Source organism: Burkholderia sp. Tr-20390 (assembly GCF_017104595.1).
Classification (GTDB): Bacteria; Pseudomonadota; Gammaproteobacteria; order Burkholderiales; family Burkholderiaceae; genus Burkholderia.
In genome coordinates, this window is the sequence record NZ_JAAGPC010000024.1 from 1 (window position 1) to 13179 (window position 13179).

Annotated in this window: 13 protein-coding genes and 1 pseudogene; all 14 read right to left on the reverse strand. The window is 67.6% G+C overall.

Annotation, left to right across the window (positions count from 1 at the left end; all coding sequences use genetic code 11):
• A pseudogene (locus G3N98_RS09540) lies at positions 1-358 on the reverse strand (cysteine desulfurase); the annotation flags it as partial.
• Positions 333-1265, reverse strand: a complete 933-nt coding sequence (locus tag G3N98_RS09545) for a family 2A encapsulin nanocompartment shell protein (protein WP_006479760.1) — start codon at positions 1263-1265, stop codon at positions 333-335. The gene G3N98_RS09545 and the pseudogene G3N98_RS09540, both read right to left, overlap by 26 nt.
• Positions 1266-1403: 138 nt before the next feature.
• Positions 1404-1625, reverse strand: a complete 222-nt coding sequence (locus tag G3N98_RS09550) for a helix-turn-helix transcriptional regulator (protein ID WP_206148015.1) — start codon at positions 1623-1625, stop codon at positions 1404-1406.
• Positions 1626-1633: 8 nt separating this feature from the next.
• The gene (epsC, locus tag G3N98_RS09555) at positions 1634-2572 is read right to left on the reverse strand and encodes a serine O-acetyltransferase EpsC (protein WP_206148016.1); all 939 of its coding nucleotides are present in this window, start codon (positions 2570-2572) and stop codon (positions 1634-1636) included.
• Positions 2573-2600: 28 nt separating this feature from the next.
• Positions 2601-3071 carry a rhodanese-like domain-containing protein gene (locus G3N98_RS09560; RefSeq protein ID WP_089474159.1) on the reverse strand — a complete coding sequence of 157 codons (471 nt, stop codon included), beginning with the start codon at positions 3069-3071 and terminating at the stop codon, positions 2601-2603.
• Positions 3072-3494: 423 nt separating this feature from the next.
• Entirely contained in the window at positions 3495-4895 is a 1401-nt protein-coding gene (locus G3N98_RS09565) for an amidase family protein (protein ID WP_206148017.1), read from the reverse strand.
• A 76-nt stretch (positions 4896-4971) separates the two neighbouring features.
• Complete coding sequence (locus G3N98_RS09570; RefSeq protein ID WP_206148018.1) at positions 4972-5763, reverse strand: alpha/beta hydrolase; 792 nt, start codon at positions 5761-5763, stop codon at positions 4972-4974.
• An 84-nt stretch (positions 5764-5847) separates the two neighbouring features.
• Complete coding sequence (locus G3N98_RS09575; RefSeq protein ID WP_089474155.1) at positions 5848-6192, reverse strand: DUF4148 domain-containing protein; 345 nt, start codon at positions 6190-6192, stop codon at positions 5848-5850.
• A gap of 302 nt (positions 6193-6494) precedes the next feature.
• Positions 6495-7037, reverse strand: a complete 543-nt coding sequence (locus G3N98_RS09580; protein WP_206148019.1) for a cytochrome P460 family protein — start codon at positions 7035-7037, stop codon at positions 6495-6497.
• Positions 7037-8080, reverse strand: coding sequence for an alpha/beta hydrolase (locus G3N98_RS09585; protein ID WP_206148020.1), 1044 nt, complete (start codon positions 8078-8080; stop codon positions 7037-7039). The genes G3N98_RS09580 and G3N98_RS09585 overlap by 1 nt, the downstream gene beginning before the upstream one ends.
• Positions 8081-8349: 269 nt before the next feature.
• A complete protein-coding gene (locus G3N98_RS09590) occupies positions 8350-8604 on the reverse strand; it encodes a hypothetical protein (protein ID WP_089443285.1) in 255 nt (84 codons plus the stop codon).
• Positions 8605-8632: 28 nt separating this feature from the next.
• A complete protein-coding gene (locus tag G3N98_RS09595) occupies positions 8633-9811 on the reverse strand; it encodes an acetate/propionate family kinase (RefSeq protein WP_206148021.1) in 1179 nt (392 codons plus the stop codon).
• Positions 9812-9815: 4 nt separating this feature from the next.
• Positions 9816-10754, reverse strand: a complete 939-nt coding sequence (locus G3N98_RS09600) for a phosphate acetyltransferase (protein WP_206148022.1) — start codon at positions 10752-10754, stop codon at positions 9816-9818.
• A 19-nt stretch (positions 10755-10773) separates the two neighbouring features.
• Complete coding sequence (locus G3N98_RS09605) at positions 10774-13122, reverse strand: DUF3141 domain-containing protein (RefSeq protein WP_206148023.1); 2349 nt, start codon at positions 13120-13122, stop codon at positions 10774-10776.
• Positions 13123-13179 lie beyond the last annotated feature (57 nt).

The window sequence follows — 13179 nt, forward strand, 5'->3', positions numbered from 1 at the left end:
TCGGCGCGGACGGCGCGAGGTTCGCACCGGGCACTTTCCCTTGCGGGAGCGCGAGACCGGGCACGCCGGTGCCCGCACCGCCCGGGCCCGCGAGCGGCGAACCGCCGGGTACCGGGTTGCTCACCGACGCAAGGATCGGCGCGGCGGCCGGCAACGCGGACGGCACGCCGCCCACCGCACCGCTGCCCGCCGACAGCCCGGGCGCGGTGGCCTGCCCGGGCGGCGTCGCGAAGAACTCGGACGCGAGCCGCGCAAGCGTCGCCGGGTCGGGCAAGCCGGCCGGCAGCGGCGCGTGCGGCAGCGCGGGCGCGTCGCCGCCGGCCAGGCCGGGATTAACGGTAGGTGTCGGGATAGTCATGGAACTTGGCGATTTCGACGTCATCGAGGACAGCCAGCGCATCCGGCGAATGGACCGCGAGCGAGCAATACAGCGAGATCAGGTACGACGCGATCGCCTGGTTGTTGATCCCCATGAAGCGCACCGACAGGCCCGGGCCCTGCTCGCCCGCGACGCCCGGCTGATAGAGGCCGACCACCCCCTGGCGCTTGTCGCCGACGCGCAGCAGCAGGATCTTGGTCTTGCCGTCCGCGACCGGCACCTTGTCCGACGGGATCAGCGGGATGCCGCGCCACGTGAGGAACTGCGAACCGAACAGGCTGACCGTCGGCGGCGGCACACCGCGCCGCGTGCATTCGCGGCCGAACGCGGCGATCGCGAGCGGGTGCGTGAGGAAGAACGCGGGCTCCTTCCACACCTTGGTCAGCAGCTCGTCGAGATCGTCCGGCGTCGGCGCGCCCGTCAGCGGGAAGATCCGCTGCTCGTCGGTCACGTTGGCCAGCAGCCCGTAGTCGGGGTTGTTGATCAGCTGGCTTTCCTGCAGCTCCTTGATCGTCTCGATCGTCAGGCGCAGCTGTTCCTTGATCTGGTCGTGAGGACTGCTGTAAAGATCGGAGATCCGCGTATGCACGTCGAGCACCGTGCTCACCGCGTTCAGGAAATACTCGCGCGGCTGTTCCTCGTACGGCACGAAGGTCTGCGGCAGCACGCTTTCGTCCTCGAGCTGCGTGCACGCGGCGCGCACGGCTTCCGGGTTCTTCACCTGGTTCAGCCGATAGATGCCGGCCTCGACCGGCACCCATTGCAGCAGGTGGGTCAGCCAGCGCGGCGTGATCGTGGAAAGCTGGGGGACGGTCTTGGTAGCGTTCGCTAGTTGGCGGGCGGCGTGATCGCTCAGCGCAGCCGTGCCGCTTGCAACGGTCGACATGTGTGGCTCCGGGTTCTTTAGATGAAAAACGGGATTGCTTATGACGCTCGGTGATTATCGGAAGCACGCACCTGCCGGCTCAACATGCTATAGCCGTCAGGTCGCGTGCAACCGAAAGGGAAATGAAACGAGGCAGCCTCAGGCGACGTACGCACCCGGCAGCAGTGTCGAGATCGACACGTCGAACGCGCGCGCGATCTTGTCGGCCGTGACGATCGACGCGATCGCCTCGCCGCGCTCGATCTCGCCGACATACGAGCGGTTCAGCCCCGCATGCTCGGCCAGCTGCTCCTGCGACCACGTGCGCGCTTCGCGCAGCTTGCGCACGTTGGCGCCGAAGTGATGGATGAGGTCACTCATCGCGCCTCCTAGGCGACGCGCGCCGCCGCGCGCGGCGCGGTGTTCGCTTCGCTGCGCAGCACGGCCTGCGTGATGTTCGCGCCGGCCGGCACATCCTGCGTGAGCCATACGTTGCCGCCGATCACCGCACCGCGTCCGATCGTCACGCGGCCGAGGATCGTTGCGCCCGCATAGATCACCACGTCGTCCTCGACGATCGGATGGCGGGCGTGCCCCTTCTCCAGATGGCCGTCCGCATCGCGCGGAAAGCGCTTCGCGCCGAGCGTGACGGCCTGGTACACGCGCACGCGCTCGCCGATGATCGCCGTCTCGCCGATCACGACACCCGTGCCGTGGTCGATGAAGAAGCCCGCGCCGATGCGCGCGCCCGGATGAATGTCGATACCCGTTTCCGCATGCGCCTGCTCGGCGATGATCCGCGCGAGCAGCGGCAGGCCGAGCCCGTACAGCTCATGCGCGAGCCGGTGATGGATCATCGCGAGGATGCCCGGGTAGCACAGCAGCACCTCGTCGACGCTGCCGGCCGCCGGATCGCCATGGAACGCGGCCAGCACGTCGCTGTCGAGCAGCCGGCGAATCTCGGGCAAGCGCGCGGCGAATGCCTGCACGGCGCTCGACGCCACGTCATCCACGTTATCGACCGGTTCGTCGGCATTGCGCTGCCGTGCCGCGTAGCGCAATTCCAGCTTCACCTGCGCGAGCAGCGCATTCAGCGACGCGTCGAGCGCATGGGCCACGTGGAAGTTCTCGCTCTCCTGCCGCAGGTCGGGCGGCCCGAGCCGCATCGGAAACAGCACGCCTTTCAGCGCGCCGATGATCTGCGCGAGCGCCTCGCGCGCCGGCAGGTCGCGCCCGCCCGGTTCCAGCGAGCGCCGCTGCTTCTCGCGCCACGCACGGCGCACGGTCTGCAGCGATTGAACGATGTCGTCGATGTCGAATGCGGCCATGCTGCTTTCTCCCCGTAACGGCCGTGAATCAGTCCTGCGCCCACGGCAGGCCGCGAAAACGCCAGCCATTGCTGCCGCCGCGATGCTGCCGTTCGTCGAGGTCGCCCTCGAACCCTTCGAGCACGTTGAATACCTGCGTAAAGCCCCCCTTCGTCGCGGCCTCGGCCGCCTGCGCCGAGCGGTTGCCGCTGCGGCACAACAGCAACACGACGGCCGTCTTGCCGGTCTTCGCTTCCAGTTCGCGCACGAAGCGCGGGTTGCGCGTCAGGCTCGTGCCCGTTGCCCACGGCACATGCAGCGATTCCGGCACGTGGCCGACGAATTTCCGTTCCTCGGCGGTGCGTACGTCCACCAGCAATGCGTCGCCGGCGGTGAACAGCGCCCACGCCACTTCCGGCGCGACGCCGCCCGCATAGGGCGTGCCGGCCGCCGTAGCCGCCGCGCGCGCGTCTTCGAGCGCCTGTTGCGCAGCGGTTCGTTCTTCCAATGCAACCGTCATGACACTTCCTTGTTTTCGTTGATTCGTATGATCAAAGACACCGGGAATGCGGCCGTTGCAGCTTGCGTGCTGTCTATAGCCGTCAGCGCCACTATGCGAGCGAGGAAGAGCAAGCAGAACCAATAAAAATTCATTTCCTAATCAGCGCCGCGAGGAATGCAATAGCAGACGCGCGCTATCAGGGCGGGTTCATCGGCGAGCAGGACGGGAAGCATGGTGACCGTTCGATGTCACGCATCGAAGGATTTTGAAAGGGTTCGCGGCAGACGATCAACGCGGCGTGCGGCGCGTTGCAATGGAATCCGAAATGGCATGCATGCACGGGCGCGCATGCAGGGACAACGGGTGACATCCTGTTGGCTGGCGGAATGCATCGGTGCGACGCCGGACGCGGCATCGCCGATGCACTCGCGCTTCAACGCGTCACACCACCGGGTCAACCGGCGCGACCGGCACGCCGCGCGCTTCGATATCGCGCCCCGCGAGCAGGCACAGATCCTCGCGATGATGCGCGGCAACCACCTGCACGCCGACCGGCACGCCATTCACGAGCGCCGTGGTCACGGCCAACCCCGGCAGCCCCATCGCCGGCAACGCGCGCAACGTGAGCTGCGCCTCCCACACGCGATCGAACCCGTCCTGCCCCTGGCGGTCGAGATCGTCCGGGAACGGCAGTTCCGACGACACCGGCAGCAGCAGCACCGCATACTCGTCGAGAAACAGCCGCCACTGCCGCGTCAACGTCGTGCGCCGGACGAGCGCGCGGCTGATCACGTCGGCCGGCAGGTCACGCACCTTGCCGCGCACGGCCTCGACCACGGCAGCCGCCCCCGGATCGCCGTCTTTCACGACCGCGTTCGTCAAAGCGTCGAATCCATCGCCGAGCCAGAGCTGCTCCTGCAACAGTGCCGCCTCGCGCATCGGCGGTGTGTCGTCGATCTCGTCGACGGCCCAGCCGGCATCGATCAACCGCCGTGCGGCATCGCGCAATGCGGCCTCGACCTCGGGCACGACCTGCAAGCCACCCGGCCGCACGCACAGTGCCGCGCGCTTCGGCACCTCGCGCCCGTCGAACGGCACCGCCACGTGCCACGGATCGCGCGGGTCCGGTGCGGCGAACGCACGCAACGCGAGCGAGAGATCGCCGATCGTGCGTGCAATCGGCCCCGCCGTCGACATCAGCTGCGCGCCGATCGCCCGCTCGGGCGACGACGCGTTGAACGCCGGCACGCGACCGAGCGACGGACGAATGCCATGCACGCCACAGGCGTAGGCCGGGTAACGCACCGAGCCGCCGATGTCGGTACCGACGGCAAGCGGGCCGATCCCGGCGGCCACGGCTGCCGCCGCACCGCCGCTCGATCCGCCCGGCGTCAGCGACGGGTTGCGCGGATTGCGCGTGTGGCCGTGCACGAGATTCGACGTGAACCAGCGCAACGCGAACGTCGGCGAATTGGTGCGGCCGAGCAGGATCCCGCCGGCCTTTCGGATGTTGCCGACCACCGGGCTGTCGGCGTGCGCGATCAGGTTCTCCTGCAGGCGCGTGCCGTTGGTCGTCGCGAATTCCGCCTGGTCGACGTTGATCTTCACGGTGACGGGCACGCCCGCGAGCGGCCCCGGATCGTCGCCGCGCGCGATCGCGCGATCGACTTCGTCGGCTTGCCGCCGGACATCGTCGGGCCGGTGCTCGATCACCGCGTTGATCGCCGGATTCACCGCCTCGAGACGGTCGAGCACCGCATCCGCCACTTCTCGCGCGGACACGTCACGATGCCGCACGCGCTTCGCGAGTTCGGTTGCGGGCAGTTGCCAGAGTTCCGTCATGACTTCTCCTTGTGGAAGGACATCACACTCACTCATGGCGCCGCACTTTCCTGCGAAAGCGCGGCGCCGCGTTCACTCACTGCGCATCCTGCTTCGCGCGCTCGGCCGCCGCGATGATCGCGTCGGCCACGGCCTTCGGCTGGCTCAGCATCGCCACATGGCTGCCGTTCACGCGCGTGACCGTCGCGCCGATCCGCTTCGCCATCGCTTCCTGCAGCGTCGGGTCGATCATCTTGTCCTGCGTCGCGACGACGAACGTCGACGGCTTCGCATGCCACGCGGCCTGCGTGACCTTCTCCGAGATGCAACCGCCATACCACGGCCCCTGGGTCGCCGCAACGATGCGCTGCTGCGCGGGCGGCAGGTCGGGGGCGAAATCCTGCGCGATCGCCTTGTCCGACAGCGTCGCGAAACCGCCCGCGTCCTTGCGCAGCTCACCGGCCCACGCGGGCGCCGGCAGCCCCTGCGTGACGTCGGCGATCGACTGGCCGTTGTCGGGCGCGAACGCGGCGACGTACACGAGCGACTTCACCTTGTCGTCGTTGCCCGCCTCGCTGATCACGACGCCGGCCCACGAATGGCCGACCAGCACGACCGGCCCCTTCTGCGCGTCGACCGTGCGCTTCGTCGCGGCCGCATCGTCGGCGAGCGAGCTCAGCGGATTCTGCACCGACACCACGTGCAGCCCGCGCGCCTCGAGCAGCGGAATCACGCGGTTCCAGCTCGACCCGTCGGCAAACGCGCCGTGCACGAGCACGACGTTCGTCCCCTTCAGATCTTCTTTCGGCGCGGCCTGTGCCGCCACCGCACCGAACAGTCCGCCGATCACCGCGGCGGATACCAGAACGCGTTTCATCGAACCGGCCATCGTCATGCTCCTTGCTCTGTTGTGTTTTTCACATGTAGTGCTGCAGTGGTGGCCGCGCCCGCCTGAGGCAAGCGCGGCAGCCAATCACGAATGCGCGTACAGGTCGTCGGCGGCATTCCGTGCGGAGCGCGACTGCGACGCGTCGTGATGGCCGGCCGGCGTCGACGCATCGGCCACATTGTCGCCTTGCGACTTCGACGGGCCGTTCTGGTCGGAACGCGCGACCTGCTGCGCGGCGACGGCGTTCTCCGCGGCCGCGATATCGTTCGGGTAGTTCGCTTCGCTGCTGGCCGGGCTGTAGCCGGCCTTCTCCAGGCGGACGAGATCGGCGCGCACGTCGGCGCGCGTGAGGCCGTGGCCGGTATCGGCGAACGACAAGGCGGGGATGGCGGCGAGGACGGCAACGGCGAGGATTCGAGCGGCTTTCATGAGGGTTCTCCTTGAGAGAGGTAGGTCAATCGATCATTCGGCATCCGATCCAGATCGTCTGGCATCGAACGTTTCCTGCATGTCGACAGTAGAACCCGCGCACGTATCTGCGATGTTTCCAAAACCGGGGCTTTCTGCATGCCAGTTTTTCAGGAACGGCCGCAGATACAGTGCGATACAAACCGGGCTGCCGCATCGTTCACTGGCCCGTCTGCTGACGCGATCCCCTCAAGCCCATTCACCATGAAAAAAGGCGTGCCATACACGGCACGCCTTCGGTCGAATCCATCAAACCACGCACGTCACGGCGCAAGCCGCGTGAACACGTAGTCGTGGTTCTTCACACGCGCCTGGTGGCACGCAAAGCACGTCTGATGCTGGCCGATATCGGCCGGCACGCCGTTGATGAAGCGCCCGAAACCCCAGCCGCCCGTCGATGCATAGCGGCGCGAGTCCTTCACCATCACCTGCACGGTCGTCGCCTGGCCCGGCACCGTGGCACTCGGGAACTCGTCGGACTGCTTGCGCTTGTACGCGAGCTTCACGACGATCGTGCCGTCCGGGAACGGCAGCGTCGCCTGTTCGAGCGCACGGATCGCGACGGGGTTGCCGAGCACCACACGGAGTTCATCGAGTGGCGCGGCTTCCTCGGCCGGCGCGACCATTTCCCACTTCCGGTAGCCGGGCGGGATCGTCACGCCATAGATCGGTGAAGCGGCGGCAGCCGGCTTCGGCTGCTCCGCGAATGCGGCCGGACCGCTGGCCGACCACGCGCCGGCCAGCAGCACGCCCGCGACGACCGTGCGTCGCATGATGCGGCGCATCGCACCCACGCGCGCCCGCATCACAGATGCTCCACTTGCAGGATCGCATCGGCGAACGCCTGCGGCGCTTCCTGCGGCAGGTTGTGGCCGATGCCGCCGGTGATCGTGCGGTGCTGGTACTTGCCGGTGAACTTCTTCGCGTAGGCGGCCGGCGCGGGATGCGGCGCGCCGTTCGCGTCGCCTTCCATCGTGATCGTCGGCACGGTGATCGCCGGCCCGGCCGCGAGGCGGCGCTCGATGTCGTCGTACTGCGCTTCGCCCTTCGCGAGCCCGAGGCGCCAGCGATAGTTGTGAATCACGACGGCGACGTGATCGGGGTTCTGGAACGACGCGGCCGTGCGCGCAAAGGTTTCGTCGGAGAACTGCCATTTCGGCGACGCGAGCTGCCAGATCAGCTTGTTGAACGCATCGCGGTTCTGCGTGTAGCCGAGTTCGCCGCGCTCGGTCGTGAAATAGAACTGATACCACCACTGGAGCTCGGCCTGCGGCGGCAGCGGCGCGGCGTTCGCCGCCTGGCTGCCGATCAGGTAGCCGCTCACCGACACCAGCGCCTTCACGCGCTGCGGCCACAGCGCCGCGATCACGTCGGCCGTGCGTGCGCCCCAGTCGTAGCCGCCGAACACCGCGCGGTCGATCTTCAGCGCATCCATCAGCGCGACGATGTCGACGGCCGTCACGGCCTGCTGGCCGTTGCGCACCGTGTCGGCCGAACGGAACGTCGTCGACCCGTAGCCGCGCAGGTACGGCACGATCACGCGATAGCCGGCCGCGACGAGCAGCGGCGCGACTTCCGCGTAGCTGTAGATGTCGTACGGCCAGCCGTGCAGCAGGAACACGGCCGGGCCGTTCTTCGGCCCGAGGTCCGCATACCCGACGTTGAGCACGCCCGCGTCGATCTGGTGAATCGTGCCCAGCGACGCGACGCCGGCCGCGCGCTTGGCGGGCGCGGCATCGGGCGCCGACTGCGCATGCGCGAGGGCGCTGAAGCCGAGGTCGGCGAGGCTCAGGCTTGCCAGCGTCGTACCGAGGATCAGGCGGCGGCGGGTGTTCACGGTTTCAGGCATGACTCGTTCTCCAGTGTCGATCGCTAAGGAAGGGGCCCGCGGCGCGCAGGGGCACTCGGGAATCCGCGTTCGCGGCGGCGGCGCTGGCGCTGCGCTGCCGTGTGAATCGCTTCACCGGATTTATATCCGATCCATCCAGAGGCTTTGTATCCCAACGTATCTGTGCGTGAACACGACACACGGCGATTCAAAAATCGTGCTGGAGAGGCTTATTTGCAGGGGAATCGGCCCGCATTCCCCCCTTCAACCATGTTGATGTACGAAGCCGCTCACACCTTCCGATCCGGCAGGATATGCGCACGGATCGACCGTCCCCGCCACGACAGGTGATCGATCCGGGCGCGCAGCGTGTAGAGCGCCACCGACGACAGCGTACTGAACCTGAGCAGCGCGATCGGGTCGCCGATCCCGGCCGGCACGCGCTCGATCGAATCGAACAGCGGGAATCCATACCGGGTCAGGAACGCGCCGACCTCGTCGTCGCGTGCGTGTTCTTCGACATTGATCAGCAGCAGTTCGGCCATGACGGCTCCTTTTTTGATTCGACCGCCGTCACCGGATCTGCCGGCGCGTATGGTGCGCGATCATCAGTTCTTCGTTGGTCGGGATCACCCACGCCGACACGCGGCTCGACGCCGTCGTGAGCAGCGGCCCGCCGGCATGGTTCGCATCGACGTCGATCTCGACGCCGAGCCAGGCCGCACGGCGCATCACGCCTTCGCGAATCGCCGCCGCGTGCTCGCCGATCCCCGCCGTGAAGACGATCGCGTCGATGCCTTCCATGGCGGCGGCGAGCGACCCGAGTTCGCGCGCGATGCGGGTGATGTAAAGCTCGATCGCGAAGCGCGCATGCGGATCGTCGCTCGCGAGCAGCGTGCGCATGTCGCTCGAGATGCCGGACACCCCGAGCAACCCGGAGCGCCGATAGATCAGATCCTCGACGGCGCGCACGTCCATCCCGAGTTCGTCCATCAGGAAGAGCACGACGCCCGGGTCGAGGTTGCCGCAGCGCGTGCCCATCGGCAGCCCGTCGACGGCGGTGAACCCCATCGTGCTCGCGACGCTCTTGCCCGCCACGAGCGCGCACATGCTCGCGCCGTTGCCGAGGTGGGCGACGACCGTGCGCCCGCGCGCCGCCTGTGGCGCGACGTCGGGCAGCACGCTCGCGATGTACTCGTACGAGAGCCCGTGGAACCCATAGCGGCGCACGCCCCGGCTGGTGATCGACTCGGGCAGCGCGAACGCCTGGGTCACCGCGGGCTGCGTGCGGTGGAACGCCGTGTCGAAGCAGGCCACCTGCTCGATGCCGGGCTGCACCGTTTCGAGGATGCGAATCGGCGTCAGGTTGTGCGGTTGATGCAACGGCGCGAGCGGCGTGAGCTTGTCCAGCTCGGCCACGATCTCGGGCGTGACGCGCACCGGGCCGCTGAAGCGTTGGCCGCCATGCACGACGCGATGGCCCACCGCCGCGAGACGGTGCCCTTCCTGGTGAGCCTCCAGGAACGCGGCGATCTGCTCGAGCCCTTCGTGATGGCCGAACGTCTCGCCGCCGGCCCATTGCTGCTCGAGATGTTCCCCGTGATGGTCGACGGCGCTGAAGTGCGCGGTGGCCGTGTAAAGCCCATCGACCTGACCGTGCACGATCAGCCCGAGCGTGTCGCCCTGCACGTCGAATGCGGAAAACTTGATGCTCGACGAGCCGGCATTCAACACCAGAATCACGTCTGCCATGGCGTCACCCCGCGTGCGTGGCCGCTTCACGCTGCCCATTCGCGACGAGCATCGCGACCGCGCATGAAGCCAGCCGGGTGATCAACGAATCGGCGCGACTCGTCAGGATGATCGGCACGCGCGCGCCGAGCACGATCCCTGCGGCGTCCGCGCCGGCCAGGAACGACAGGCTCTTGGCGAGCATGTTGCCTGCTTCGAGGTCGGGCACCATCAGCACGTTCGCGTGCCCGGCCACCGGCGAATCGATCTGCTTGATGCGCGCGGCCTCGGGATCGATCGCGTTGTCGAGCGCGAGCGGGCCGTCGACGAGCGCGCCGGTAATCTGCCGCCGGTCCACCATCTTGCACAGCGCGGCGGCTTCGAGCGTCGACGGCACTTTCGGGTTGACCGTCTCCATCGCCGACAGGATCGCCACGCGCACCTGCGGAAAGGCCAGCGCATGCGCAAGATCGATCGCGTTCTGCAGGATGTCGACCTTGTCTTCGAGCGTCGGCGCGATATTGATCGCCGCGTCGGTCACGATCAGCGGATCGGCATGCGCGGGCACGTCCATGACGAAGCAATGGCTGATGCGCCGGCCGGTGCGCAATCCGGCATCGTGACGCACCACTTCGGCCATGAGCTCGTCGGTGTGCAGGCTGCCCTTCATCAGCGCGGCCGCCCGCCCGTCGCGGATGAGCCGCACCGCCGCCGCTGCCGACGCCTCGCTGTACGGCGCATCGACGATCTCGTGATCGATGATCGACAGCCCGCACGTCGCGGCGGTCGCTTCGATCCGGGCCCGCGGGCCGACCAGGATCGGCTCGATCAGCCCCTTGCGCGCCGCCTCCAGCGCCCCTTCGAGCGAGCTTCGATCGCAAGGGTGCGCGACGGCCGTCGGCATCGGCGCCAGCGTCCGGCAGTGTTCGATGAGGCGGAGATATTTCTCGTGTCTGTTTTCCATCGTGGTTCCTGGCTGTCCGTCACTGCACACGCTCGAGGGCCGCTACCGGCTCCTTGGCCGGCCGCTTCGCGGGCGGCGCGCCCAGCACCGCGCGGATGCGTTGCAGGGCCGCCCACTGTTGCTCGCTCACCGACGCGCTCTGCACGCGCGGATCGCCCAGCAGCTTGTCCAGCAACGTCAGCAGCCGCTCGCGATCCTCCGGCCGGACCAGCAGCGCCGGCAGCGTCGCGACGGCCTGCTGCGGCGCGTAGGTCGCGATGATTTCCTGCTCGCCGTAGATGCGCCGCCACTGGTCGGGCGGCAGGTCCGGCAGATACTCGGCGTAGGTTTCGGCGAGTTCGCGCTCGGTCGCCAGTTGCGCCAGCGGAAACGGCTCGCCGCTGCGTTCGAGCAGAAAGGCTGCGCGCGCAACCGCCTCGGTGTAGCCGCCCCGACCGATCGACGCGAGCGCGTCCTTCACGAACGGCAGGTCGCGAGGGTCCGTCGCCACCGGCGACGCGGCATGGCGATCGCGATACTGCTCCGCGAAATGAAGCATGAACGGCTGCGTGTACAGCGTGAAAAACAGCGACTCGGTGCCGGCATCGCGCATCGCGCGGAAAAAATCGAGCGATGCGCTGACGACGTCCGAGCCACGGCGTTCGAGCTTGCGCCACGGTTCGATATCGTCGGCCGGCTGGCGATGCGCGTTGACCGTGTCGGCAGCCGGCTTCAGCCAGCCAAGCCACGGGTTCAGATCGGAAAACGCCCAGCGCTGAAAGCGCAGCGGATGAAATTCCCGCAACACGTGCGCCGTGGTTTCGTTCGAGGCCTGCTGCACGAACGGCTGCATGAACAGTTCATAGGCGCGCTGCGTGAATTCGGACAACTCGGCGACCGCCTCGAACGCCTGTTCGTCCTTGCGCCCGAAGCGGTTGAAGTGTTGCGCGATCTCTTCGAGACGGTGCTCGGCAAACGTGACCTCGTAAGCGACCTTCCCGTCGGCGCCTTTCACTTCCTCGATCGACATCGCATAGAGGCCGGGCGGCAGCGTTTCGACGGCATCCAGCACGCTGACGATCTGGGCGTGCTCCTTCTTCGCGACCTTGCCCGACACGAAGATGCCCAGATGCCCGACATCCTCCTCCATCAACCCGATGATCACCTGCCCGCGCGACTTGATCTCCTCCGTGCTGCCGTAGATGTCCGCGACCCAGTTGAACGCCTGCTGCGGCGGCGTGATGTTGTCGCCCATCGACGCGAACAGGATGATCGGCGAGCGGATCTCGCGCAGGTCGAACGCCTTGCCCGTCCCGTCGCGCACCTCGCCGGACCAGAGCTTGTTGCCGATGAACAGGTTGCGCGTGATCCATTCGATCTCCTCGCGGTTCATCAGGTAGTAGCCGCCCCACCAGCGCTCGAACTCGAGGAAGCGCGGCGGCTCGGTGTCGATGTGGTCGTACACGTGGTAATACTTGTCCCACAACGTGTTCGCCGGGTTCAGGTTCTCGAAGTTCTGCACGAGATACGCGCCGTCGAACTTGCCGTTGCCGAGGTCCGACGAGAACGACGCGAGCCACGTGCCGCCGAGCAGCCCGCCGGCATAGCGCATCGGATTGTCGCCGGGCCCGTCGCTCCACGCGCCGCTCCAGTACGACATCGGCGCGCCGTTGATGACGATCGGGCCCGTATCGTCCGCCGACGAGCTCGCGAGCATCATCGCGGCCCAGCCGCCCTGGCAGTTGCCGACGATGGCCGGCTTGAGGCTGTCCGGATGCAGCGCCCGCACTTTGCGGACGAACGCCTGTTCCGCCGCACACACGTCGAGCAGCGTCTGGCCGGGCTCGGGTTCCTGGAAGAACACGACGAAGTACACCGGATGCCCGGCGCGCAACGCTACGCCGACCTGGGAATCATCCTTGAAGCCGCCGATACCGGGGCCGTGCCCCGCGCGCGGATCGATGATCAGGTAGGGCCGCTTGGCGGCGTCGACGATCACGCCGTCCGGCGGCTGGATGTGAACGAGCGCGTAATTGACGGGCCGCTCGAACTGCCGGCCGTCGAGCACCACGTCGTAGTCGAAATGCAGCACCGGCTTGAGTCCCTGGGCCGCGCGCTCGACGTATTGCGTGCCGCGCTCGCGCAACGTGTCCCAGAACAGCAGCGAGCGCTGGACGGCGTCGACCGCGTAATGCCATGCGCTCAACGGCGAGAGCGGTGCGGCGAAGGGGGCGGCGCCCGGGTCGTGGCCGGAGCTGTCGCTCCCGTCGAGTGCTTCGCTCAACCGCTTCCCGTACTGTTCCAGCGCGTGCTGCGTGCGCTTTTGCAGGACGTGGACAATCTCCGCGGCGATCTCATGACTGCGCGCCAGTTGCGTGGCAGCATCCATAACACTGTTCTCCAGAGGGGCAAGGTGAATCCCGACGCATTCCGGGAGCGGCCGTCT

Excerpts from the sequence above, each read along its gene's own strand:
- G3N98_RS09600 (WP_206148022.1), bottom strand. The coding sequence starts at position 10,754 with ATGGAAAACAGACACGAGAAATATCTCCGCCTCATCGAACACTGCCGG.
- G3N98_RS09570 (WP_206148018.1), bottom strand. The coding sequence starts at position 5,763 with ATGGCCGGTTCGATGAAACGCGTTCTGGTATCCGCCGCGGTGATCGGC.
- G3N98_RS09585 (WP_206148020.1), bottom strand. The coding sequence starts at position 8,080 with ATGCCTGAAACCGTGAACACCCGCCGCCGCCTGATCCTCGGTACGACG.
- epsC (WP_206148016.1), bottom strand. The coding sequence starts at position 2,572 with ATGGCCGCATTCGACATCGACGACATCGTTCAATCGCTGCAGACCGTG.
- G3N98_RS09605 (WP_206148023.1), bottom strand. The coding sequence starts at position 13,122 with ATGGATGCTGCCACGCAACTGGCGCGCAGTCATGAGATCGCCGCGGAG.
- G3N98_RS09580 (WP_206148019.1), bottom strand. The coding sequence starts at position 7,037 with ATGCGGGCGCGCGTGGGTGCGATGCGCCGCATCATGCGACGCACGGTC.
- G3N98_RS09565 (WP_206148017.1), bottom strand. The coding sequence starts at position 4,895 with ATGACGGAACTCTGGCAACTGCCCGCAACCGAACTCGCGAAGCGCGTG.
- G3N98_RS09575 (WP_089474155.1), bottom strand. The coding sequence starts at position 6,192 with ATGAAAGCCGCTCGAATCCTCGCCGTTGCCGTCCTCGCCGCCATCCCC.
- G3N98_RS09595 (WP_206148021.1), bottom strand. The coding sequence starts at position 9,811 with ATGGCAGACGTGATTCTGGTGTTGAATGCCGGCTCGTCGAGCATCAAG.
- G3N98_RS09590 (WP_089443285.1), bottom strand. The coding sequence starts at position 8,604 with ATGGCCGAACTGCTGCTGATCAATGTCGAAGAACACGCACGCGACGAC.
- G3N98_RS09550 (WP_206148015.1), bottom strand. The coding sequence starts at position 1,625 with ATGAGTGACCTCATCCATCACTTCGGCGCCAACGTGCGCAAGCTGCGC.
- G3N98_RS09545 (WP_006479760.1), bottom strand. The coding sequence starts at position 1,265 with ATGTCGACCGTTGCAAGCGGCACGGCTGCGCTGAGCGATCACGCCGCC.
- G3N98_RS09560 (WP_089474159.1), bottom strand. The coding sequence starts at position 3,071 with ATGACGGTTGCATTGGAAGAACGAACCGCTGCGCAACAGGCGCTCGAA.